Consider the following 24,221-nt stretch of genomic DNA (forward strand, 5'->3'; position numbering starts at 1 on the left):
GGAATTTTACAGGGGCATTAATACATTTCGGTGTATTTTTGCCCCTGTATTGTTAGGTATATGTGGGAAATCTTTCATAAAAAGCGTTATCTGGCCGACTATCTCGGAGGATTTGTGGATATGCATAACCATATCCTTCCGGGAATAGATGACGGGGCAAAGACGGTGGAGGATTCCTTAAAACTTATCAGGGGATTTCAGGAATTGGGAATCAACCGGTTTATTGCTACCCCGCATATCATGCAGGATTATTATCCCAATACACCTGCTACAATTAAGAGCTCCAGGAACCTCCTGGCGAACCAGTTGCTTGCCAATAAAATGATCGATGTAGTATTGGAAGCTGCTGCCGAGCATATGCTGGACAGTAATTTTGAGAATCTTTTGAAGGAAGGGGAAGTAATGCCAGTCAGGAATAAGTATCTGCTGGTAGAAATGTCCTTCTACCAGGAAACCCGGAATGTTGAAACGGACCTGGCCGCTGTTTTTGACGCCGGTTACATTCCAATCATGGCGCATCCTGAACGTTATTCATATTTGCACACGGACTTAAAAAATTACGAAGTATACAAACGAAACGGGGTGTTATTCCAGGTAAACCTCTTGTCGCTAGCGGGCCAATACGGTAAGCGCATACAGGAGAAGGCAAAAGAACTTGCGGAAGCCGGTTATGTGGACTTCCTGGGCTCGGACGTACACCATGTACAACAGTTGGATGTGATTAAGGAAACGAAGTTATCCCGGGAAGAGTTATCCTTGTACCTGCCCTTACTAGAGCAAACAATCGCAAACTTCTATTAAGAAGCTTTACGAAATTGCCACCATTTTTTCTTCTTGTTATATCCATATCCATAACTGCCTCCATAACCGAGATCCGCAGCCTTAACATTGTTAACAATAAAGGCAAGATTAGTAATTTTTCCCTCTTTCTTAACTTTAATAGGATAGTCAATCACTCGCTTCTCGGTATAAGCAGCCTTGGTAACATATAATGTCTGATCGGCATACTTAGCTATGGAAATAGTGTCGGCTACCAGCATCATAGGTGCTGAATCAATAATAATATAGTCGTACTTTTCAGAAACCTTATCAAATAAGTACCCAAGGCGTTCACTTAGGATAAGTTCTGCTGGGTTTGGCGGTATTTTACCCGAGAATATCACATCAACAGAAATCCCTTCTATCTCGTGGCTGCTGACAATTTCATTCAAGCCTATTGATTTGTTGTGAAGGTATTCCGTTAATCCCTTATTTTGGGATCCCATTTCCCTATCTGCCTCTTTTTTCAGCTTTCCATAAAAATTTCCCAAACTGGGGTTTCGTATATCGGCCCCAATTAAAAGGACCTTTTTGTTCGAGGTGGCTATGATTAAAGCCAGGTTAGACGCAATCAGGGTTTTGCCTTCACCCGATATGCTGGAAGTAATCAAAACGGTTTTTCCAGTGGTCTTTTTAAGTTTATCCGAAAGCACATAATCTAGGTTAGTTCGCAATATCCGGATAGCCTCGGCAAAGGTTGAACGGTCTTTTAACCTTACCAGCTTGCGGTCTTTTTTACCTAGTTTTGGGAGTTCACCTAAAATCGGCACATCCCCAACAATGCGCTCCAGGTCAATCTTACTGTGAATTTTAGTATCGAGGAGGTCATTTATGTAAATAATTCCAAAAGGTATAAGCATTCCAAGAAAAATAGCGGCTAAATAGATCAGTTTTGGATCAAGACCTACGGTCCCTCCCAGGGAATATGCCGAGTCAATCACTATAATATTGGGCTCCGTAGAGGCAAAGGCAATTTGTGACTCCTCACGTTTTTGTAATAAATACAGGTAAAGCGCCTCTTTGGTTTCCTGCCTTCTTGTTATATCTCGTAACGTCCTTTCATTCCTGGGAGCTGAATACAGGCGTGAATTAATGGTAGCCATTCGCTGGCTAAGGCTATTTGCCTGCAAATTCAGGTTGTTCGTTGCGCTATTCAGGCTGGATTCGATGTTCTGCCTTAGGGTTTGCAGGGACTGGTCCAGGCTACGGACCATTGGATTGCTCTCACTGGAACTTTCCAGTATCCTCCTTCGCTGCTCCACTAGTGAGTTATAGGTTGTGGTAGCCTCAGCGATACCTCCTCCCAATTCTTCCAATGTGGGCAAAATGTCATTTCCCTGTGAAGTTTCCACGATGCCTTTTAAGGAACGGGCCATTTCCAGCTGAATTTGCACGCCCTGTAACTGACTTTCCACCTCTACCCCCTCAGACATATTCAGGGCGGATTGAGAACCGATATCCGTGACCCGCCTGTCCGATTTAAAATCCTCGGCTGTGGAATCAACCGCTGAAAGATCTGAATAAATGCTAATGATTCGCTGGTCTATAAAATCAGAAGTACGATCAGCTGTAATTCTCTTAGCATTTATCGTGCTGACGTTATGTACCCGAACCAGTTCATTAATGATATCTTTTCCTTTTTGAAGAACTGGATCTGCTAAAAAGACGTCCAATACACTCGATCCTGGCTGTACTGGTAAGATTTGCATGCGATTACGATAGGAATAGGCCGTAAAGAAAACCGAACGCAATTCAACACGGTATCGATTACCATATAAGGAGGAATAATCACTGTAGTTAGGAGTAATTACCATGCCTCCAACGGGGGTCTCCACACTGGAACCAAACTTATAAACTTTGTAATCTCCATCATATTTATTAGCTAATCCAAAGGTTTCGTTTGAGGATATCCTAATAAAAAAAGTATAATTGGACTGATTTATTATTGAATCCGGGGCTATAAAATTTACGGTAAAAGGCCTGTTTTTATAAATTTCGGAGTCGATTACCTGGCCAAGTCCAAATACTTTTAAATTTAGTCCCAAGTTCTTTACAACTTCCATGAAATTTCCTTGAGAACTTAGTCCAAGGATTTCATCTTCAATAGCATAGCTACCTTCATCTGAAAGAATATCCAGGTCGCTAAAAACATCAAACTCAGAAGACTCATTATTCCGGACTTTTATAGATGCCTGTGCCAAATATTGAGGCACATCATAACGAACAATTATATAAGCTGTTATTAGCCCAATAATTGGGGTAATAATGAACCATTTAGTTTGACGCGTATAATTTCTAAGTGATTCTTTAAATTGGGTAGTGAACGAAAACTCTTTTCTTGTTTCTTCCATTAAAAGCTAGCTTATAACGCCTATCTAGTTAACAATAAAGTTGTAGTAACTAATAGTGAAACAATAGATAAAGTTAAAGAAGTTCTTCCATCCAAACTATATTCGGATACAGCTGAAGGATTTTGTTCCACATATACCACATCATTCTGTGTTAAATAGTACACTGGAGAATCCATGGCCTGTTTAGAAGTTAGGTCGATTTTGTTATATACCTTGGTTCCATTATAATCACGAATAACCATTATATTTTCCCTTATCCCTTTTATACTTAAGTCCCCAGCCAAGCCCAAGGCTTCCAATATGGTTATTTGCTCTCCAATGACACGATAGGTCCCCGGTGCGGCCACTGCTCCCAATATCGTTACAGTAAAATTCCTTAAACGGATATTAATTATCGGATCCTTTAGGTATACAGCCAATTCCTTTTGTAAGTATTGTTTTAATTCCTCAGGTGAGAGTCCAACAACCCTGATCTTACCTAAAACAGGAAAATCAATAAATCCTTTTTCATCTACCAAATAGTTTATCTGGCTTTCATCTCCTGCGACACTGCCACTCCCCTCAATTCTTCGGAACAGATTAAAGGGTATACTGGCTTCCGGATTGAGGGTAGTGACAATAATACTGATTTCATCATCTACCTTAAACTTGGGAACAAAGGAAGTTTTGCTCATAATGGTTTCAGAATTCCGGGCATCCTGGAAATAATGAACCCTTTTTTTACCCGCACAGGAGGACAGCACTACCATGACAACAGTTATTGTAACTATCCTTTTAATAAGAGTGACTAATCGCATATGCCAAACAATGATTTAGAAATAAGTAACTACAAGTCTTGAACGGATTTTAATTCCGGCTTTAATGATTTGTAGGAAATATTTTGACGGTCCAATTTACAAAATTGTGAATTATTGGATATAAATTCTGGAACGATCTCTTTCATTAGTGAAACTGTCGCATCGGAGAAAAACATATTGTTGATACAGAGCTCATCTATTTTAGTGCGAATAGTAACATAGTCCAAATCCCGAGATTTGGATATCATTATCTTCTTATGGTGGGTAGGAAGGGTATTTTCACCACTTGCTAAAAGCTCTTCATATAACTTTTCCCCGGGTCTCAAGCCGGTTATCTTAATATCAACATCTTCCGGGTATCGCAAGCCAGAGAGGTGTATCATATTCCGGGCCAGGTCAAAGATCTTAACCGATTCGCCCATGTCAAATACAAAGATCTCTCCACCAGCGCCCATAACAGCCGCTTCCAATACCAGGTGGGAAGCCTCCGGAATAGTCATAAAATATCGTGTGATGTCCTTATGGGTTACCGTTAATGGGCCACCCATTTCTATCTGTTTCCGGAACAGCGGGATCACGGAACCATTAGACCCTAATACGTTTCCAAACCGGGTTATGATAAACTTGGTCTTGCTGGATTGCTGCATGCAGCTAATGTACATTTCGGCAATGCGCTTGGTTGCTCCCATGATATTCGTAGGATTTACGGCCTTGTCTGTGGAGACAAAAACAAAACGCTCTGCATTATGACGGTCGGCCAGATCAGAAATGACCTTAGTACCATTTATATTGATCTTTACAGCTTCATAGGAATTGTATTCCATCAGCGGCACGTGCTTATAGGCAGCAGCATGGAAAATGATCTGGGGACGGTATTCCTGGAACAAATTGTTCATACGGTTTTTGTCTCGCACATCACCCACAATGGCCACAAAATTAGTGTAGCCGGAACGTTTTAATTCCTGCTGCAAATCGTATAGGGCCGATTCCGCCTGGTCGATAATGATGAGGTGGCGATAATTGTAATGGCATATCTGGCGAACGAGCTCACTCCCTATGGAACCAGCACCTCCTGTTACCATAATAACCTTACCCTTTAACTCATCCTGAATTTTACGGTTCTTCAGGGAAATAGGGGGACGTTGCAGCAAATCTTCAATCTGTACCTGCCTGATCTGCGAAACCTTTAGTTCTCCATTGATCCATTTTTCAACCGGGGGCACAATCTTCACTTTTACAGGAAGTTGCATTAATTCCTGTACTATATCCCGGAGTTTATTCGCTTCGATCTTTTGAATGGAAACTATAATTTCAGAGATGTTGTGCTGGGACAGAAATTTATCTGAAATTTCATCAGGGCCATATACCTTAACCCCGTTTATGCTTTTACCAGATTTTTTAGCGTCATTATCAATATAACCCAAAACTTTAATGCCTCCCCTCGAATGAGAAGTAATCGTATCATACGTTATAATCCCTGATTCCCCTGCTCCATAAATAAGAATGTTTTTAACCCGTCTATAATCACGAATAAAACCGTTGTATATGGATTTGAAAAGATAACGGGAAGCTGTGAGACCCAAAAAGGATACCAAACTGAATATAATAATAATGGATAAAGGTATGGTAAACTCATTCACTAATTGCATATTCCTGTTCAGGATTACCGCAAAGATGAGCAGTATACTGGAAAGGCATATGGCATTGAAGATATTATATACATCACGTATCCCTGTATGCCGAACAACACCCTTAAACGAACCAGTAATAAAAAATGCCAGGACGGAAACACCAACAACTATCGGGAGCTGCAGGTATAGCTGTTTAAAGTCGAAGCCAAAAGACACATTAAAGCGAATAATATAACTTAGCACAAAAGCGAAAGAGATGGTACCTATATCAATACTCAGGACCAGCCATTTGGAGGCATATCGGGAAACCGTATTAGTCAGGTAATTCTTAATCATACCAAAGCTTTTTTAATATGTTCTACTGTCTTCCACAGATCTTCTTTTTCAAGATTAGATCCGCTGGGTAAGCATAGCCCTCTGTTAAACAGCGCTTCACTCGTTCCGTTTGTATAGCTACGTGCTTTTTCAAATACGGGCTGCAGGTGCATGGGCTTCCACAGGGGGCGGGATTCAATATCTTCTTTTTCAAGTTCACAGCGTATGTGCTCACGAATATCAAAAGAAGGGGTTAGAATGCAGCTGAGCCAGCGATTGCTGAAGAACCCTTGTGGTTCCTGAAGGAATTCTATCCCATCGATTTCTCCCAACTGGTCCCGGTAAAAGGCATAATTATTTCTTCGGGCCGCTACTCGGTCATCTAAAACCCGCATCTGTCCCCGTCCAATTCCCGCCAGCACATTGCTCAGGCGATAATTATAACCTATTCTGGAATGCTGGTAATGCGGTGCCTGGTCACGGGCCTGAGTGGCCAGGAATACAGCCTCCTCTTTCCAGTTTTTATTTTTGGAGACCAGTGCTCCTCCTCCTGAGGTAGTAATGATCTTATTTCCATTGAACGAGAGAATGGCAATATCGCCAAAAGTCCCACATTTCTGGAAATTAACATGACTTCCCAGGGCTTCCGCACTATCCTCCAGGACAGGGATGTTATATTTTTCTGCGACCTTATGTACAGCCTCTACATTATAGGGCATACCATAAAGGTGAACGGCCACAATTGCTTTGGGTTTTCTACCTAATCTTAAAAGGTCAGTAATGCTCTCTTCAAGCAGGTCCGGGCAGATGTTCCAGGTATCTGCCTCGCTGTCGATAAATACAGGTTCTGCTCCCAGGTAAGTAATGGGGTTGGCAGAAGCAGAGAAGGTAAAACTCTGGCAAAGCACCAGGTCTCCTTTTCCCAAACCAAGAAGCTGCAGGCCCAGATGCAGGGCCGCCGTTCCGGAACTTAAAGCTGCTACATAGGATGATTCTCCCAGATATTCGGTAATATCTTCCTCGAAACCCTTAACATGAGGGCCCAGAGGAGCTATCCAGTTGGTTTCAAAGGCTTCCCGCACATATTCCTGTTCCAGATTCCCCATATGAGGAGAGGAAAGCCAGATCCTGGTTTTAGTTATCATAGTGATTTGGGTTAACACATAATTGGGAAACTAAATTACACATACCTTACAAGAAATAAGAAATATGGCGTTATCTTTCGATTAAGAATTGATTTTGTCGATCATCGACCTTGTAAGATAAGTATTATAGCCTACTTATTTACTATGAATTGGCAAAATTGCAGTTCTCATAGCAATTCAGGTATATTAAGGTTAATTAGATAATTCATTCTTTAAATTAATAGTGCCTTTACAAAATAAGTCCATTGGGGGAATAATCGTTTTATTATAAAGAAGAAGTAATCAATAATTTATTCCTGTGTCAGGATTAATTTGTAGTTTCTTCTTCATCTAATATTTGGAATTTGACAGAAAAAATTTTAGTTACAGGGGCCGCCGGATTTATTGGATACCATACCTGTGAGGTATTGCTCCGCATGGAATATCAGGTTATAGGACTGGACAATTTAGATCCTTACTACGATGTTAACCTCAAAAGGTCCCGGTTGGATTTGCTGGGCATATCCAAAAGTATTTTCCTAGAAAATAATAAGTTGTACAAGAGTTCTTTGCATGGTGCTAATTTTCAATTTATTAAAGCCGACATTTCAGACCGTAAGGCGATGCCAAAGTTGTTTGAAAAAGGACAATTCAATAAAGTCTGCCATCTGGCCGCCCAGGCCGGGGTCCGTTACAGCCTGGAAAATCCCGAAGTTTATGTGGACAGCAATGTGGTGGGATTTCTCAACATCCTGGAAGGATGCCGTCATACCCATGTAGAACATCTGGTCTATGCCAGCAGTTCCAGTGTTTATGGGGATAGTAATGAGGTTCCCTTTTCGGAGGAAGACCGGGTAGACCATCCCGTAAGCCTGTACGCCGCTACAAAAAAAAGCAACGAATTAATGGCCCATACCTACAGCCATCTCTACAAACTTCCTACAACCGGACTTCGTTTTTTTACCGTTTATGGTCCCTGGGGGCGGCCGGACATGGCCATGTTCCTGTTTACCGAGGCTATCCTGAAAAGCGAGCCCGTCAATGTGTTTAACGAGGGGCAGTTAGAGCGCGACTTTACCTATATTGACGACATTGTTGCCGGTGTCATGAAGGTTATTGAATCTGATCATAAGGGATCAGCGGTACCCTATTCTCTGTATAATATCGGGAATGGTCAACCGATAAAACTATTAGATTTTATTGAGGCTATAGAAGGGGTCTTGGATAAGAAAGCTCTTAAAAATATGATGCCGATGCAGCCCGGGGATGTTACGGCCACCTGGGCAAACGTTCAAAAACTTAAACAGGACTATGGCTATGCCCCAAACACCCCTATTGATGTTGGTGTTAAAAATTTTATTGATTGGTACCGGGATTATTACAAGCAATAGTCTTTATAAGATTAGTAGAAATAATACCAATCATTCCTAAGCATGAGAAATTTCCTAATTAAAATACTGGAAATGACTTTCATCGGATTTTACATGAACTTAGTATAAATATCTGGGTGAATCCTTTGGTTATGGTCATATTTGCATTGCAATTTTAAATGACCATGAACCTACCCGACATTAAGCTTAATCCGGATTACCGCGTTTTGGTTACCGGTGGAGCCGGATTTATTGGTGCAAACCTATGTGAAGCGCTTTTGCAAAACGGCAACCAGGTGACCTGCCTGGATAACCTTTCCACAGGAAAGGAAGAGAACCTGAATGAAATCAGGGACCACCGAAATTTTACTTTCATTCAGGGAGATATACGGGACCTCGAAACCTGCCGGAAAGCCTGCAGGGATCAGGATTACGTACTGCACGAGGCCGCTCTGGGCTCTGTACCCCGTTCTCTTAATGATCCCATAACCTCAAATGAAGTTAATGTTTCCGGTTTTCTGAATATGTTGGTAGCTGCCCGTGACGCTAAGGTTAAAGGTTTTGTGTATGCGGCAAGCTCCTCCACTTATGGAGATTCTGAAAGCTTGCCCAAAGTGGAGGATATAATTGGCAAACCGCTGTCGCCCTATGCGATCACCAAGTATGTCAATGAGCTCTATGCCGAAATCTTTCACAGGGCTTACGGAATAAATACCATTGGACTACGTTATTTCAATGTATTTGGCAGGAAACAGGATCCCAATGGGGCGTATGCTGCAGTAATACCCAAGTTTGTTATGCAACTTATGAAGCATGAATCGCCTGTGATCAATGGAGACGGTAGCTTTTCCCGGGATTTCACCTACATCGATAACGTCGTGGAAATGAATTTACGCTGTATTGCCTCTAAAAATGAGAAAGCCTGGAACCAGGTTTATAATGTAGCTTATGGGGAACGAACCAGTTTGAATGAACTCGTGGTTTTATTGAAAAAATATTTGTCTCATTTCGATCCCGATATTGCCGGTGTCGAAATAAAATATGGCCCCGAACGTAAAGGGGATGTCTCCCACTCCCTTGCGTCCATAGACAAAGCCAAAGAATTGATGGGATATCATCCTGCATTTAATATGGAGAAAGGACTCCGGGAAGCCGTAAACTGGTACTGGAATAATTTAAAATAAATGAACAACACACAAATAGGTATTATTGGTCTGGGTTATGTGGGACTGCCATTGGCAAGGCTTTTTGCTACAAAATATCCAGTAGTGGGATTTGACATAAACGCTGAACGGGTTGCAGAGTTACAGGCCGGAGAGGATCATACGCTTGAAGTGGAAGAAGGGCTACTAAAAGAGGTTCTCAAATCAGGTCCCGACGAAAAAAATGGTCTTTTTTGTACCAATGAATTAAACAAGCTCGAGTCATGTAATGTATATATCATTACTGTACCTACTCCGGTAGATAAGAATCACCGCCCCGTGCTCACCCCACTGCTGAAAGCCAGTGAAACGGTAGGTCAGGTATTAAAGAAAGGGGATATCGTAATATACGAGTCCACGGTGTATCCGGGGGCTACCGAGGAAGATTGTGTTCCGGTCCTTGAAAAAACAAGTGGACTTACCTTTAACACCGATTTTTTTGTGGGGTACTCCCCGGAACGCATTAATCCCGGGGATAAGGAGCATACGGTAGAGAAGATCCTTAAGGTTACCTCAGGATCCACCCCGGAAGTGGGTAAAAGGGTAGATGAGCTCTATGCATCCGTTATTGCAGCGGGTACACACATGGCCCCGGCGATCAGGGTAGCGGAAGCTGCCAAGGTTATTGAGAATTCACAAAGGGATATCAATATCGCCTTTGTAAATGAGCTCGCCAAGATCTTTAACCTCATGGATATAGACACCCATGAGGTGCTGGAGGCAGCCGGAACCAAATGGAATTTCCTTCCTTTCAAACCCGGCCTGGTTGGCGGGCACTGTATTGGGGTAGATCCCTATTACCTGGCTCAAAAAGCACAGGAAGTGGGGTACCATCCTGAAATTATATTAGCGGGAAGGAGATTGAATGACAGCATGGGTCAATATGTGGCTTCCGAAGTGATCAGGCTTATGGCTCACAAGGATATCCTGATCAAGGGTTCAAGGGTTTTAGTGTTGGGGATTACATTTAAGGAAAACTGTCCGGACGTCCGTAATACAGGTGTGGTAAATGTGATAAGCAAACTTAGGGACTTCGGCACCACGGTTAGTATTTTTGACCCCTGGGCCAACCCTGAAGAAGTAAAGGAAGAATATGGACTGGTCACCTTAGAGCAGTGTCCCTCCGGACCGTTTGATGCCATAGTGCTGACCGTGGCCCACGATCAGTTCGATGCCTTAGACCTTCAGTCGCTTTTGGCCTCGAAGGGAATAATTTACGACGTAAAAGGAAAACTTAAAATTGAGGTGAATGGACGCTTATAAAACAAAAAAGGTTTTGGTTACCGGAGGAGCTGGCTTTATCGGCTCCCATGTGGTCCGCACGCTGTTAAATAAATACCCAGATTATCGGATGTATAATCTGGATGCGCTCACCTATGCGGGTAACCTCGAAAACCTCAATGATATAGAAGAGGCAATTAACTATAGATTTATAAAAGGAGATATCACTGACGAGACCTTCATCAACCAACTCTTCCAGGAGCTTAGGTTTGATGTGGTAATCCACCTGGCCGCAGAATCTCATGTAGACCGCTCTATAACCGATCCGAATGCCTTTGCAAGAACCAACATACTGGGCACTATGAATCTACTGAACGCCTTCAAAAGTATCTGGAAGAATGACTGGGAAGGCAAGTTGTTTTACCATATCAGTACGGACGAGGTATTCGGCACCTTGGGGGATACAGGTTTCTTTACCGAAGAAACAGCCTATGCCCCTAACTCACCTTATTCGGCCTCCAAAGCCAGCTCCGACCACTTTGTCAGGGCTTATGGAGAAACTTATGGACTTCCCTACGTAATCAGTAATTGTTCCAACAACTACGGGCCCAACCAGTTTCCCGAGAAGCTGATTCCCTTATTTATCAATAATATCATCAACAGCAAACCCTTGCCCGTTTACGGAGACGGTAATTACACACGTGACTGGCTCTATGTGGAAGACCATGCCCAGGCAATTGATCTGATATTGCATGAGGGTAAAATTGGGGAAACCTATGCTATTGGTGGCTTCAACGAATGGAAGAATATTGATCTGGTAATCTTGCTTTGCCGACTAATGGATGAGAAACTGGGCAGAAAGGCTGGCAGTTCTGAAAAACTCATCACCTTTGTTAAGGACAGGCCAGGGCACGATCTCAGATATGCCATAGACGCGTCCAAAATAAACCACGAACTAAACTGGAAGCCGTCGGTTACCTTTGAGCAGGGTTTGCAGAAAACGATTGACTGGTATTTTGACAATCAGGAATGGCTGGACAATATCACTTCCGGGGAATATCAGAATTATTTCAAAAAACAATACAGTTAAACAGCAAATTGATATGAAAGGCATCATCTTAGCAGGCGGTTCGGGGACACGATTATTCCCGTTGACAATTTCGGTCAGCAAGCAATTGCTGCCTGTTTATGACAAACCCATGATCTATTACCCCCTGTCAGTTTTAATGCTTGCAGGGATCAGGGAAATCCTGATTATAACCACCCCTCAGGACCAGGAAGCTTTTAAAAGATTGCTTGGAGATGGTTCCCAACTGGGTTGCAAATTTGAATATGCCGTACAGCAAAAACCTAATGGACTGGCCGAAGCTTTCATTATAGGAGAAGAGTTTATTGGGCAGGACAAAGTTGCCCTGGTACTCGGTGATAATATTTTTTACGGCAGTGGCTTTGGAAAATTAGTCCGGAGCAAGACCGATGTTGAGGGAGCTGCCATTTTCGCCTATCCCGTAAATGATCCGCAGCGCTATGGCGTTGTAGAGTTCGATAAGAATCAAAAAGTAATCAGTATAGAGGAAAAACCAGCTGAGCCTAAGTCGGAGCATGCCGTTCCTGGATTGTATTTTTACGACAATAAAGTAGTGGAATACGCCAAAAGCGTTAAGCCTTCCGCAAGGGGGGAAAAAGAAATTACCTCGATTAACCAAATTTATCTGGATAACAAAGAACTGGAAGTTGGGATCATGACACGCGGAATGGCCTGGCTGGATACGGGTACCGTGGATGCCATGGACAGCGCCACGGAGTTTGTCCGGGTTATGGAACACCGTACCGGGGAAAAAATAGCCTGTATTGAAGAGATAGCGTTCAGGCATGGCTATATTGACCGGGATATGGCCATGATGGCTTCCGAGAAATATGGTAAAAGCGGGTATGGGGATTATATTAAAAAAATAGTTTTATTAAATGAAAGAACCTCAAATAATTAACCTACCCAAAATCCTTGATCACCGGGGTAATTTAAGTTTTTTTGAAAGTAGCAATCATATTCCATTTGAAATAAAAAGAACATTTTGGATTTATGATGTCCCTGGTGGTGAAATTAGAGGAGGGCATGCCTATTGTGAGCAGGAAGAATTTATTGTAGCTATGTCAGGTAGTCTCGATGTTATACTATTTGATGGTTTATCTGAAATAAAATATTCATTAAACCGTTCTTTTTATGGTCTTTATGTCCCAAATGGATATTGGAGACATATGGAAAATTTTTCCACCAATTCTCTGGTCTTAGTAGCTTCCAGCACTTTTTATGATGCAAAAGACTATATAAGAGACAAACAACGTTTTATCGACCAAAAAGCTAATGAAAAGTTCAATATTTGAATGTTCACTTATCGATTTGCCTAAAATTCAAAACCGATCAGGCAATATCACATATGTGGAAAACAATGATTTTGTCCCGTTCAAGATAGAACGGGTCTTCTACCTTTATGATATTCCAGGTGGCCTTGGACGAGGAGCCCATGCGCACAAAAAGTGTCATCAATTTTTAATTGCTGCATCCGGGAGTTTTGAGGTATTGCTGGATGATGGTAAAGTCAAAAAAACTGTTCAATTAAACCAGCCTTACAGGGGTTTACATATACCACCGGGAATCTGGGCTTCGGAAATAAACTTTTCATCTGGAGCTGTATGCCTGGTTTTGGCTTCTCATAAATACGATGAATCCGATTATATCAGAGATTATCAGGAATATCTTGAATTATGACAAAATTTATCCATACAACTGCTAATGTGTCTTCTAAAAACATAGGTAAGGGAACCTATATCTGGCAATATGTGGTAATTTTAGAAGGTGCAGTAATTGGTAAAAATTGTAACATAAACGCGCATGTCTTTATTGAAAATAATGTAAAAATAGGCGACAGAGTTACCGTTAAATCCGGGGTACAGCTCTGGAACGGAATAACTTTAGAGGATGATGTTTTTATCGGGCCCAATGCTACTTTCACTAACGACCATGTACCAAAATCAAAACAACCGCCACAGGAATTCGAAAAAACGCTAATAAAGAAAGGAGCTTCCATAGGTGCTAATGCTACAATTTTATGTAACCTTACAATTGGAAAAAATGCCATGATTGGAGCCGGGTCTGTTGTAACCAAAAATGTAGGGGATTACGAATTGTGGTACGGGAACCCGGCAAAACATAAGGGTTATATTACTAAGAACGGAAAAGTTCTGGACCTTAACATGATTGATACTATATCAGGTGAAGCATATACCTGGAAGAAATCGCAACTAGTTACCAATGATTCTTACAGTAATTCCTTAATGGTGAAAACCACTACTGGTAAAAAAAGGACGAAAACTGTTCATAAGCTTTTACCGACCGAAAAATACGGATGTTACTTCAGATTAGTTGAACTGGAGGACGCTGCCTTTATCTTGACTCTCAGAAATAATGAAAAGCTATCCGAAAACATTCATTACACCTCTTCAGCCTTATCTGACCAGATTGGATGGATGAAAGACTATAAAGAAAGGGAAAAATTGGGCCAGGATTTTTACCTCATTGCCCTTTCCCCGGATCAAAAGGAACGATATGGGGTTTCCCGGATATACAACCTGACTGAAGATCAGTTTGAGCTGGGAAGCTGGGTGTTTAGTCCAGACGCCCCTAAGGATAAATCTGTGCTTACCGATGTTTTCATAAGAACCCTGGCGTTCGAAGAATTAGGGTTTAAAAAGTGTTTTATGTCCGTTCGCAAGAAAAACCTTCCGGTACAACGGTATATCAAGGCCTTTAATCCAGAGCCGGTGGGAGAAAGTGAAGAGGACTTGTATTTCCTCCTGGATTACCCCAATTTTATAAAAAGGAGGGAATCATTGCTAAAATTATTCGGACAAAAAGTCTGAGTAGTAAAAAACCTACACTTTAAACCAATAATAGGTACTTAGGCGAAATAACAAGCGAAATCGATTAATTGCCTTTACTTTTGGTAAAGTAAAATAAACACAACCTTTGTGAGAGACATTACAAAACAAAAGGAAATGATCAAGTTCCTTGATCTGCAAAAAATTAACAACCAGTACAGGGATGAACTGGTACAGGCCGCTACCCGGGTTATTGACTCAGGCTGGTTTCTGTTGGGCGAAGAACTAACCCAATTTGAAGAGGATTATGCTAAATACTGTGGCACCAAATACGCCCTGGGTGTAGCCAACGGCCTGGATGCCCTCCGATTGATTTTTAAGGCCTATATAGAAATGGGATTAATGTCCAGGGGAGATGAAGTAATTGTGCCTGCCAACACCTATATAGCCTCCATCCTAGCCGTTACCGACAATGGCCTCCTTCCTGTTCTGGTGGAACCCCGATTGGATTCTTATAATCTGGATGCTTCACTCATAGAAGTTGCCATAACCTCAAAAACCAGGGCGGTATTGACGGTGCACCTCTACGGGCAGAATTCCATTGATGACCAGATGCTGGAGATATGCCAAAAGCATAATCTGTTTTTGGTTGAAGACAACGCTCAGGCCCAGGGAGGTGTCTGGAAAGGAAAGCTAACCGGGGGAATTGGGGATGCAGCCGGACACAGTTTTTATCCTGGAAAGAACCTGGGAGCCCTGGGAGATGCCGGCGCAGTAACCACTAACGATAAGGAACTTTATCAAACTGTTAAGGCATTGCGCAATTACGGCTCGCACAAGAAATATGAAAACATCTACCAGGGGCTAAACTCGCGCCTGGATGAAATTCAGGCCGCCTTCCTCAATGTTAAGCTGAAATATCTACCCAAAGAAATTGAGAAGCGAAGGGAAATTGCCGAGCAGTACCTGAAGGGTATTACTAACCCTTTAGTCGTTTTGCCACTGGTACCGGATCCCCAGCAACATGTCTGGCATTTATTTGTCATCCGAAATAACAACAGGCTTAAATTGCAACAGATTCTTCTTGAAAGTGGTGTACAAACCCTTATCCACTACCCTATTCCACCACACAAGCAAGGCGCTTATTCTAATTTTAACGAAAATCATTACCCGATCACAGAGCAGATCCATCGAGAGGTCTTAAGTCTGCCTATGAGCCCTGTACTGACAGATAAGGAAGTACAGGAAGTGATTCAATTGATCAATAAATTTAAAGGATAAATACCGATCTGGTAACTGAAAGGATGTCAGGAGACCGAAGTTCTTACCGTCAGATATTCAAGGCCACCTCTATTTTTGGAGGGGTACAGGTATTCAATATAATTATTTCTATCCTCAGAGGTAAAATTGTGGCAGTACTACTAGGTCCTTCAGGCATGGGAATCGCAGGCTTACTGACCTCTTCTACAGGTTTTGTACAGTTACTTACTAGCTTTGGGCTGCGTACCAGTGCTGTAAAAAATATCGCAGAGGCCAATGAGCAAGGTAATCCTGAAAAGGTCGCACAAACCGCATCAGTGTTCAGAAAACTGGTTTGGATAACAGGGCTTTTAGGTACATTGGCAACATTACTGTTTGCTCCATATCTAAGTGAGCTTGCATTTGGAGACCACTCGCAAACCAATTCTTTTCGGTGGTTATCAGTTACACTCTTATTCACGCAACTAACCAACGGGCAATTCGTTATGTTGCAGGGAATGCGTAAATTACAAATGCTGGCCAAGGCTAATATGATAGGGTCTTTTATTGGCTTGCTAATATCTGCTCCCCTGTATTATTTCTATGGAATTGAAGGCATTGTCCCTGCCCTGATTATTGGCTCGATCTCGGCAATGGCTATAGCCTATTTCTTTGGAAAGAAAGTGACCCTTAAAACCACACCAGTGCCTAAGGAGGAAGCAATAGCCTTAAGTAAGGATATGCTGCGTATGGGTTTCATGATCAGCCTTAGTGCCTTGATTACTACAGCGGTAGCCTATCTTGTCCGGATCTACATAAGTAATACCGGGAGTATCGATGACGTTGGATTGTATAATGCAGGATTCGGAATATTGAACACCTACGTAGGCCTAATTTTTGCTGCTATGGGTACTGATTATTACCCCAGGCTTGCTGGCGTTTCTAACGACAATTCTAAGGCTACCAGACTCATAAATCAACAAGCGGAAATAGGAATTCTTATCCTTGCACCTATTTTATCTGTATTCTTCATTTTTGTCAATTGGATCATTATCCTGCTTTTTTCATCGGAATTCCTGGCAATCGATAAAATGATTCATTGGGCCGCTTTGGGTATGTATTTTAAAGTAGCTGGATGGGCCATTGCCTTTATCTTACTGGCGAAAGGTAAATCACGGCTATTTTTTTGGAACGAATTGATCAGCAATGCCTATTCTTTAGGACTTAACCTCCTGGGGTATTACTTGATGGGCCTTGAAGGATTGGGTATTTCCTTTTTGTTAACATATGCGCTCTACCTGATACAAGTTTATTCACTTGCAAGGTTCAAATTTCAGTTCCATTTCCTTAAAAGTTTCTATAGAATTTTTGTAATTCAAACTATTATAGGCGTTGCTTGTTTCTTTATGATTAGGCATCTTAGTCAGCCTTTAGTTTATGTGACTGCTATACCTGTGATATTGACCTCATTCTGGATGTCCTATAGTGAATTGGATAAACGAATAGGTCTTAAGGATATTATTAAAAATTTCCGAAAAAAAGCTAAGAAAAATAATGGTGAATAAAAACTTAGGACATAACAATTCAGACTATCCGCTAGTATCGGTAAATGTGGTTACCTATAATTCTTCTGCCACTATCGTGGAAACTCTGGAAAGCATTAAAGCCCAGTCCTATCCTCGTATTGAACTTATTGTAAGTGATGATTGCTCCGAAGACAACACTCTGGCAATTTGCCAGAAATGGATTGATTTAAACAAATCTAACTTTGAAAATGCTGTTATAATAACGAGTCCTTTTAATACAGGAATCTCCAAGAATTGTAACCGGGCCTTAAATACAGCTAATGGTGATTGGATTAAGCCCATTGCAGGTGATGATACTTTGAAATCCTCTTCCATAAAAAAATATATCGAATTTATAAATAAACATCCGGAAGCAGCTCTTATTTATTCAAACATGGATCATTATATTAATGAATTTAGGTCGGAAAATAAGATGCCTTCCAGACCGAATCAAAAAGAGAATGCATTGTATTTTTCTAAACTTCCAATCAAATATCAGATCGAGGTTCTAGCCCGAATTGTTATTATAGGCGCCCCTTCCATTTTTTTTAATCGTCAAAAAGTTTGTAATGCCGGTGGGTTTAATGAAATTAGTAGATATATGGAAGATCTGCCCTCCTATTACACATGGCTTGAACATGGTCTTAAATTTTATTACTTAAATGAGTCTACCGTTAATTACAGGCTACATCAGAACTCAATCTCTAATAAAAAAGATTCTGAACAAATGAGTTTCTCAAATCAACCATTAAGAGTTGAAAGTGTAATTCGTCAATTGTGCTATCCACATTATTCGAAAATTGAAAAGTTATTCTACAATATAGAAATGGCTTTTTTCCATTTTTATATAAAGAAAACTCCTAAATCCTATTTTGGTTTAGGTTTGAGAAAACTTTGGTACACCTTGACTGTTAAATCGGTCTCCATCAGACGAAAATCAATAAAAAGATATTATATGAAATATATGAAGGAAAATTGAATTCATTATTTGCATTAATTGTCTATTAAGTAAGTATGAACAATCCATTATTGAGCATAATTATACCTGTTTATAATTCAGAAGATTTTATACAGGAATGTATTTCTAGTATACAGAATCAAAATTTCGAAGATTTCGAAATCATTGCCGTGAACGATGGCTCTGTGGATGGCTCAGAAGAAATACTTGAAAATATGTCTGAAAAAGATTTTAGAATTAGAGTATTCACAATAGAGAATAACGGACAAGCAAATGCTCGTAATCATGGGATTAGACAGGCTCTTGGAGAGTATATAACATTTATTGATTCAGATGATTTATTGGATTTAGGTACTCTTTCATATAATATGAACATAATTATAACGGATCCATCAATTGATTTTTTGCAATACCCCAGAAAGATAGAATCCGCAGATGGCAGCTTCATTCATGTTACACCGCAAAAAGAAGTAATCGTTAAGAATGATGATTTCTTTGTTGAATGGATAGAGAGGAAATTAATTTCATGGCTGGTTTGTGATAAAATATTCAAAAGAGAATCAATAAAGAACGTGAATTTCGAATTTGGAATGGTCTATGAAGACAATTACTTCATATCAGAAATTTTAAATATTGTAAACAAGGCTTATATATCTAGCAAAGGCTGTTATATTTACAAATTCAATAATAATTCTACAACTAGAACTGAACACAGTTTAAAAAAAGATCTCGATACACAAAAAGTTAATTTAAACATATTAAAAAAAGCCATTTTAAGAGATGAACCCTTATCATTGAGGTTAAATATATTTTGTAGAACTCTGAATGTCTATCTTTCTTTAATTAAATCCTTTAACCAAAAAAATTTATGTATTGATCCTATTTTAACTTCAGAAATTCATAATTACAGCCATTTGTTTATACTAAAAAGTAATTTAAATTGGAAATGTAAACTTAGAATCACATATTTCAAGTTATTCAGGAAATTTTAATGTCATCTCAAAAACAAATATTAATAATAATTGAATCCCTTTTTTGTGGAGGAGCTGAAAAAAGCTTGGTCTCGTTGTTAAACGACATAAAACGCGATAATTTCAACATCAATATTAAAATAATTAAACAAGGAGGAGAATTCGAAGGGTTTTTACCTAAAGACATATCTCTGGAGATTATTCCTAGAAATCTTAATAGTTTAAGGTATATACAAGCAAAAATTAAATTTTTTTTGAAGCGTTTCAAGTCTTCTAATATACATCCAGCACAAAAGTTCTGGAACTCATACGGTTCAACGTTTCCGCCACTGAAAAAGCAATACGACCTTGCGATTGCATATAATCAAGGATTTTCAACCTACTATGTAGCCGAAAAGGTCAACGCTACATGTAAAATTGCCTGGATAAACACAGATTATGTCAATGCTGGATATAAATTCAAATATGATAAAAAGCAATACCAAAAATTTAATACCGTTGTTTGTGTTTCTCCGAATGTCGCTGATTCCTTTAGATCTTTACTCAAAAAATACGAAATAGGAGTCCCTTTAAGTATTATCCCAGATCTAGTGAATGAAAAATTAATCAAATCACTAAGTGAAGAATCAGTCGAAGATTACAATCATTCTTCATATAAAATATTAACTATAGCCCGACTTGCCAAAGCAAAAGGAATAGATATGGCAATTAAAGCAGCTAAATTTTTGAAAAACAAGGGCTTTGATTTTAACTGGACTGTAGTCGGAGATGGTCCTTCCAGAGACCAATTGCAAAATATGATTAGCAATAATGGTTTACAAGAACATTTCAAGCTTATTGGTTTTCGAGAAAATCCATATCCCTATCTAAAGAAATGTGATTTATATGTACAGCCATCTTATTTTGAAGGATTAGGCATTTCGGTAATAGAGGCTAAAATGTTAGCGAAACCCATAATAATTACAAACTTCGCTCCTGCTAATTTTCTTTTGGAGAATAAAAAAAATGGAATAATCTGCGAAATGGATGAGGAGGCTCTTGGCAAATCCATTATTAATCTAATAGAAAATCCATCAATCTCAGCCTTATTCAGTTCCCAATTATCAGATTGGACTTACTCGGAAAACGTTAGTAGTATTGAAAAAATCCAAAAAATATTTACCTCTTGAAAATACTAACAATTACATGCCATAATGTGTACAATCATGGAGCCAGCTTGCAGGAACATGCACTTTTGGCCTATTTAAAAGCTCAAGGGCATGAAGTTAGAGCAATCAACTATCGCCCATCCTATGAAAGTCATCATTTTAGCTTTACTAAAGTAGCACACCCTTTTTTTGGGAGGAATATCATATTTCGGTTTATCTATCGGGCCTTAAAACTGCCAATAAGGTTATATAACTTGAAAAGAAAAATATCCTTTGACCGTTTTTCAAAAACATATATCCCGGCTACCCAACAATTGTATAGAAATAATAAGGAACTCACTAAAAATGTACCGGAGGCAGATGCTTATATTTGTGGTAGCGACCAAATTTGGAATTCCTTCTTTGAGAATGGCAAAGATCCTGCCTTCTATCTAAATTTTGTGGAGGATAATAAATTAAAGATATCCTATGCTGCAAGTTTTGCTATAGACAATCTGGAACCTTCCCTAAAACCTTTTGTAAAAACAGGTGTGTCCCGACTTAATTATATATCGGTAAGGGAACAATCCGGCCTTGTAATCTTAAAAGATCTTGGTATAACAAATGCTAAACAAGTCCTGGACCCTGTGTTCCTTCTTGATAGAGAGTATTGGAAAAAATTAGCCCTGAAAAATGAAATCAATAAGGATTATGTTATGGTATATGATTTTGACTCCAATTTCAAAATACGTGAACTTGCACTAGAATTAAAACGACGTAATGGCTGGGATATTATAACAGTGAACCAAAAGATACCGTACGCAGATCAAAACCACTTTCGGAAAGGGCCAGATTATTTTTTGTCATTGATCTATAATGCCAAATTTGTAATTAGCAATTCTTTTCATGCCGTAGCCTTCTCCCTGATCTTCGAAAAGGATTTTTTGGTTTTTAACAGAACAGATAAGATAAATACGCGAATGCGCGATTTATTACAATCGTTGGATCTGGAGCATTTATTAGTCGCACATGATTGCAATGTGGCCAATTTGATTGATTTGACAATCAATTACAAAAAGGTTAAACCGAAACTCACCAAAAAGATAGCATTGTCCCAGCAGTTCCTTTATCAAGCCCTAAATAATTAAGTGCCAGTAAAATTACTTTATATAACAAATGGGATTGATGGTCCGGGGGGACTGGAACGTGTACTGTCGATTAAGGCAAGCTATCTTGCAGAACATATGAACTATGAAGTACATATTCTTACATTGAATGATAAATCAAAAAATACATTTTATAATTTTAGTGATAAGATAATTCGACATACGCTCCATATAGGGCTATCTGGGATCAGATATTATATAGGTTACATCAAGGGAATCATAAGAACGGTAAAATCGATCAATCCTGATGTTATTTCAGTCTGTGATGATGGATTAAAAGGTTTCTATATTAGGCACTTTATCAACAAGAAAATCCCCGTCGTGCTAGAAAAGCATGCTTCATTGAATCTTCATAAAGGAAAAAATTGGAATAGCTGGCATGGTAAATTGAGGTATCTTTTGTTAAAGAGTTTAATGAATTTGGGAGCTCGTTCTTATAATGCTTTCGTCGTGCTAACCAAGAACAATATGACCGAATGGCCGGGGTTAAAAAATGTAAGAATAATTCCTAATCCACTGCCCTTTTATCCTGAAGAATGCTCAAAGCTCGAAAAAAAAGTTGTCATTACTGTGGGAAATCACGGATATGAAAAGGGTTTTGATCGTCTATTAAAATCTTGGGAGATAGTTGTAAGAAGCTATCCTGATTGGCATTTACACATATTCGGAAAGATAGATTCTGGGAAAAAGAATATTAAAATAGCGGAAAAACTACAAATATCTAGTTATGTTTCTTTTCATAATCCTGAAAAGAATATTATGTCCAAATATAAAGCTTCATCCATTTACGCTTTACCTTCAAGATCAGAAGGATTTGGGATGGTAATAATAGAAGCAATGTCTTTTGGCGTCCCATGCATCGCATTCGATTGTCCTGGTGGACCTAGAGATATAATTGATAACGGTAAGAACGGGATTTTGGTCAATAATAATAATATTGAAGAATTTGCAGAAGCAATAACGACGCTTATAAGGTATGAGAACAAGAGAAAAATTCTCGGAGAGAAAGCAAGAGAAGATGTGAGAAGATATTTACCTGCTGAGATATGTAAGATTTGGGATCAACTATTTATTAACCTGATATACAATAGTTGATGGATATTCTGTTTATTACTGATCAGGTTTATCTGCATGGGGGCATTGAGAGGGTGCTTTCTGTCAAAGCTAACTATCTGGCCAAAAAAAAAGTATATCGTATCCATATAATAACTTCAGAACAAAAAAATCACGCACCTTGTTATGATTTTCATAAAAATATTCAATTTAGTGACTTAGGAATCAACTATATCAGAAACAAGTCATATTTCCATCCTTTAAATCTAATAAAACTTCCCAAGCATATAATTTGCCTGAGAAAACAAATAAATCGAATAAATCCTGACGTTATTGTGGTTTGTAGCCATAGTACGGATACGTTTTTTATCCCTTTATTATTCCCAAATATTCCAACTGTAAAAGAATTTCACTTTTCAAAGCATGCACAAAATGAAAAAAAAGAAAGGACGAAAGGATTATTAAGAAAATTAGTACAGAAATACAGCAATTACATTGAAAGCAAATATGATAAACTAGTTTTACTGAATAAGGATGAAGCTCTGTATTACAAAACTAAGAATACTGTAATAATACCAAATCCTGTGACTTTTTTTCCATCAACTGTTCCTTACAGAAGGAAAAAAATAGCACTTGCAGCTGGTAGAATTGCATGGGTAAAAGGTTTTGAATTTATGATAGAGGCATGGCATAAGGTCCATTCTGAAGTAGAAGACTGGCAACTGCATATTTATGGTGAAGGTGACCCTTATTATACCAACTCTTTAAAAGAAAAAGTAAAAGCTTTAGGGTTAGAGAACAAAATATATTTTTTGGGTAATTCTGATCATATTCAAAAAATAATGATGTCGGCAGGCTTATTTCTAATGACCTCTCATAATGAATGTTTTCCCCTAGTTTTGCTCGAAGCTCAAGCATGTGGATTACCTGTTGTTTCATTTGATTGCCCCAATGGACCTAGAAATATTCTGGATGGTGAATCCGGTATTTTAGTTCCTATGGGCAATATTAATTTGTTTGCTGATTCAGTCTTGAAATTTATACAAAATCCTGATTTTTCAAAATTACTAATAGATAAGGCTCAAGATAACGTTAAAAAATACAGTCTAACCGAAGTTATGCCTTTATGGGAAGAATTGTTCGCTAATTTGACGAATAAAAGTTTATTATCCGCTTAAGTTTATTAATTTAATGTGCTAAAGAAGAAGGTAGGATATGGATCTTTTTCGGTAATTTATATATCCTAAATTAACTTAAATGTTATTATAAATTCATCCAATAAAAAAACTGTGAATTAATTAACGAAATGATAACAGGGTATCAGATAATATATAGAAGTAGATACTAAATGATTGACTTTCTTGCTCCAAAATCGTTTTACCCCTTATATCTGAATCTGTGCCTAATATTGGTCTTGCTTACATATTTTCACACTC

Annotated in this window: 21 protein-coding genes; 17 read left to right on the forward strand and 4 right to left on the reverse strand. The window is 39.2% G+C overall.

Going from position 1 to position 24,221, the window contains the following annotated elements; translation table 11 throughout:
- Positions 1-60 precede the first annotated feature (60 nt).
- Positions 61-801: a tyrosine-protein phosphatase gene (locus OO016_RS09515; RefSeq protein ID WP_266012993.1), complete on the forward strand. Its 741-nt coding sequence runs from the start codon at positions 61-63 to the stop codon at positions 799-801.
- Here OO016_RS09515 and OO016_RS09520 read toward each other — a convergent pair.
- From OO016_RS09520 to OO016_RS09535, 4 genes are read right to left on the reverse strand one after another with little or no spacing between them, the layout of a single operon-like run.
- Complete coding sequence (locus OO016_RS09520; protein ID WP_266012996.1) at positions 798-3,170, reverse strand: GumC family protein; 2,373 nt, start codon at positions 3,168-3,170, stop codon at positions 798-800. The genes OO016_RS09515 and OO016_RS09520 overlap by 4 nt on opposite strands.
- A gap of 20 nt (positions 3,171-3,190) precedes the next feature.
- Positions 3,191-3,967, reverse strand: a complete 777-nt coding sequence (locus OO016_RS09525; RefSeq protein WP_266012999.1) for a polysaccharide biosynthesis/export family protein — start codon at positions 3,965-3,967, stop codon at positions 3,191-3,193.
- Between the two features lie 29 nt (positions 3,968-3,996).
- Positions 3,997-5,934 (reverse strand): polysaccharide biosynthesis protein, encoded by a 1,938-nt coding sequence (locus tag OO016_RS09530; RefSeq protein ID WP_266013003.1) that lies wholly within the window; start codon positions 5,932-5,934, stop codon positions 3,997-3,999.
- Positions 5,931-7,058 (reverse strand): DegT/DnrJ/EryC1/StrS family aminotransferase, encoded by a 1,128-nt coding sequence (locus OO016_RS09535; RefSeq protein ID WP_266013006.1) that lies wholly within the window; start codon positions 7,056-7,058, stop codon positions 5,931-5,933. Before OO016_RS09535 ends, OO016_RS09530 begins: the two co-directional genes overlap by 4 nt.
- Before the next feature lie 344 nt (positions 7,059-7,402).
- Here OO016_RS09535 and OO016_RS09540 point away from each other — a divergent pair, with 344 nt between their 5' ends.
- The 16 genes from OO016_RS09540 to OO016_RS09615 all read left to right on the forward strand — a co-directional run bounded on the left by OO016_RS09540 (position 7,403) and on the right by OO016_RS09615 (position 23,963).
- The gene (locus tag OO016_RS09540) at positions 7,403-8,428 is read left to right on the forward strand and encodes an NAD-dependent epimerase (protein ID WP_266013007.1); all 1,026 of its coding nucleotides are present in this window, start codon (positions 7,403-7,405) and stop codon (positions 8,426-8,428) included.
- 164 nt (positions 8,429-8,592) lie between these two features.
- A complete protein-coding gene (locus OO016_RS09545) occupies positions 8,593-9,591 on the forward strand; it encodes an SDR family oxidoreductase (protein WP_266013009.1) in 999 nt (332 codons plus the stop codon).
- On the forward strand, positions 9,592-10,872 hold the full coding sequence (locus tag OO016_RS09550) for a nucleotide sugar dehydrogenase (protein WP_266013011.1): 1,281 nt from the start codon (positions 9,592-9,594) through the stop codon (positions 10,870-10,872).
- Positions 10,859-11,920 (forward strand): dTDP-glucose 4,6-dehydratase, encoded by a 1,062-nt coding sequence (rfbB, locus tag OO016_RS09555; RefSeq protein ID WP_266013013.1) that lies wholly within the window; start codon positions 10,859-10,861, stop codon positions 11,918-11,920. The genes OO016_RS09550 and rfbB overlap by 14 nt, the downstream gene beginning before the upstream one ends.
- Before the next feature lie 13 nt (positions 11,921-11,933).
- On the forward strand, positions 11,934-12,818 hold the full coding sequence (gene rfbA / locus OO016_RS09560) for a glucose-1-phosphate thymidylyltransferase RfbA (protein WP_266013015.1): 885 nt from the start codon (positions 11,934-11,936) through the stop codon (positions 12,816-12,818).
- Positions 12,796-13,212 carry a sugar 3,4-ketoisomerase gene (locus tag OO016_RS09565; RefSeq protein WP_266013017.1) on the forward strand — a complete coding sequence of 139 codons (417 nt, stop codon included), beginning with the start codon at positions 12,796-12,798 and terminating at the stop codon, positions 13,210-13,212. Before rfbA ends, OO016_RS09565 begins: the two co-directional genes overlap by 23 nt.
- A complete protein-coding gene (locus tag OO016_RS09570; protein WP_266013020.1) occupies positions 13,193-13,597 on the forward strand; it encodes a sugar 3,4-ketoisomerase in 405 nt (134 codons plus the stop codon). The genes OO016_RS09565 and OO016_RS09570 overlap by 20 nt, the downstream gene beginning before the upstream one ends.
- On the forward strand, positions 13,594-14,748 hold the full coding sequence (locus OO016_RS09575; RefSeq protein WP_266013023.1) for a DapH/DapD/GlmU-related protein: 1,155 nt from the start codon (positions 13,594-13,596) through the stop codon (positions 14,746-14,748). Before OO016_RS09570 ends, OO016_RS09575 begins: the two co-directional genes overlap by 4 nt.
- Positions 14,749-14,883: 135 nt before the next feature.
- Positions 14,884-15,987: a DegT/DnrJ/EryC1/StrS family aminotransferase gene (locus OO016_RS09580; protein WP_266013025.1), complete on the forward strand. Its 1,104-nt coding sequence runs from the start codon at positions 14,884-14,886 to the stop codon at positions 15,985-15,987.
- 23 nt (positions 15,988-16,010) lie between these two features.
- Complete coding sequence (locus OO016_RS09585; protein WP_266013027.1) at positions 16,011-17,510, forward strand: O-antigen translocase; 1,500 nt, start codon at positions 16,011-16,013, stop codon at positions 17,508-17,510.
- The gene (locus OO016_RS09590; RefSeq protein WP_266013029.1) at positions 17,500-18,489 is read left to right on the forward strand and encodes a glycosyltransferase family 2 protein; all 990 of its coding nucleotides are present in this window, start codon (positions 17,500-17,502) and stop codon (positions 18,487-18,489) included. Before OO016_RS09585 ends, OO016_RS09590 begins: the two co-directional genes overlap by 11 nt.
- 35 nt (positions 18,490-18,524) lie before the next feature.
- Entirely contained in the window at positions 18,525-19,460 is a 936-nt protein-coding gene (locus OO016_RS09595) for a glycosyltransferase family 2 protein (protein WP_266013031.1), read from the forward strand.
- Complete coding sequence (locus OO016_RS09600) at positions 19,460-20,608, forward strand: glycosyltransferase (protein WP_266013033.1); 1,149 nt, start codon at positions 19,460-19,462, stop codon at positions 20,606-20,608. The genes OO016_RS09595 and OO016_RS09600 overlap by 1 nt, the downstream gene beginning before the upstream one ends.
- Entirely contained in the window at positions 20,605-21,714 is a 1,110-nt protein-coding gene (locus OO016_RS09605) for a polysaccharide pyruvyl transferase family protein (RefSeq protein WP_266013035.1), read from the forward strand. Before OO016_RS09600 ends, OO016_RS09605 begins: the two co-directional genes overlap by 4 nt.
- A complete protein-coding gene (locus OO016_RS09610; protein ID WP_266013037.1) occupies positions 21,715-22,827 on the forward strand; it encodes a glycosyltransferase family 4 protein in 1,113 nt (370 codons plus the stop codon).
- Complete coding sequence (locus OO016_RS09615) at positions 22,827-23,963, forward strand: glycosyltransferase family 4 protein (protein WP_266013040.1); 1,137 nt, start codon at positions 22,827-22,829, stop codon at positions 23,961-23,963. Before OO016_RS09610 ends, OO016_RS09615 begins: the two co-directional genes overlap by 1 nt.
- Positions 23,964-24,221 lie beyond the last annotated feature (258 nt).

The organism is Lentiprolixibacter aurantiacus, assembly GCF_026241225.1.
Taxonomy (GTDB): domain Bacteria; phylum Bacteroidota; class Bacteroidia; order Flavobacteriales; family Flavobacteriaceae; genus Lentiprolixibacter; species Lentiprolixibacter aurantiacus.

Coding starts and splice junctions, on each gene's coding strand:
- OO016_RS09515 (WP_266012993.1), top strand. CDS start 61: ATGTGGGAAATCTTTCATAAAAAGCGTTATCTGGCCGACTATCTCGGA.
- OO016_RS09520 (WP_266012996.1), bottom strand. CDS start 3,170: ATGGAAGAAACAAGAAAAGAGTTTTCGTTCACTACCCAATTTAAAGAA.
- OO016_RS09525 (WP_266012999.1), bottom strand. CDS start 3,967: ATGCGATTAGTCACTCTTATTAAAAGGATAGTTACAATAACTGTTGTC.
- OO016_RS09530 (WP_266013003.1), bottom strand. CDS start 5,934: ATGATTAAGAATTACCTGACTAATACGGTTTCCCGATATGCCTCCAAA.
- OO016_RS09535 (WP_266013006.1), bottom strand. CDS start 7,058: ATGATAACTAAAACCAGGATCTGGCTTTCCTCTCCTCATATGGGGAAT.
- OO016_RS09545 (WP_266013009.1), top strand. CDS start 8,593: ATGAACCTACCCGACATTAAGCTTAATCCGGATTACCGCGTTTTGGTT.
- OO016_RS09550 (WP_266013011.1), top strand. CDS start 9,592: ATGAACAACACACAAATAGGTATTATTGGTCTGGGTTATGTGGGACTG.
- rfbB (WP_266013013.1), top strand. CDS start 10,859: ATGGACGCTTATAAAACAAAAAAGGTTTTGGTTACCGGAGGAGCTGGC.
- rfbA (WP_266013015.1), top strand. CDS start 11,934: ATGAAAGGCATCATCTTAGCAGGCGGTTCGGGGACACGATTATTCCCG.
- OO016_RS09565 (WP_266013017.1), top strand. CDS start 12,796: ATGAAAGAACCTCAAATAATTAACCTACCCAAAATCCTTGATCACCGG.
- OO016_RS09570 (WP_266013020.1), top strand. CDS start 13,193: ATGAAAAGTTCAATATTTGAATGTTCACTTATCGATTTGCCTAAAATT.
- OO016_RS09575 (WP_266013023.1), top strand. CDS start 13,594: ATGACAAAATTTATCCATACAACTGCTAATGTGTCTTCTAAAAACATA.
- OO016_RS09580 (WP_266013025.1), top strand. CDS start 14,884: ATGATCAAGTTCCTTGATCTGCAAAAAATTAACAACCAGTACAGGGAT.
- OO016_RS09585 (WP_266013027.1), top strand. CDS start 16,011: ATGTCAGGAGACCGAAGTTCTTACCGTCAGATATTCAAGGCCACCTCT.
- OO016_RS09590 (WP_266013029.1), top strand. CDS start 17,500: ATGGTGAATAAAAACTTAGGACATAACAATTCAGACTATCCGCTAGTA.
- OO016_RS09595 (WP_266013031.1), top strand. CDS start 18,525: ATGAACAATCCATTATTGAGCATAATTATACCTGTTTATAATTCAGAA.
- OO016_RS09600 (WP_266013033.1), top strand. CDS start 19,460: ATGTCATCTCAAAAACAAATATTAATAATAATTGAATCCCTTTTTTGT.
- OO016_RS09615 (WP_266013040.1), top strand. CDS start 22,827: ATGGATATTCTGTTTATTACTGATCAGGTTTATCTGCATGGGGGCATT.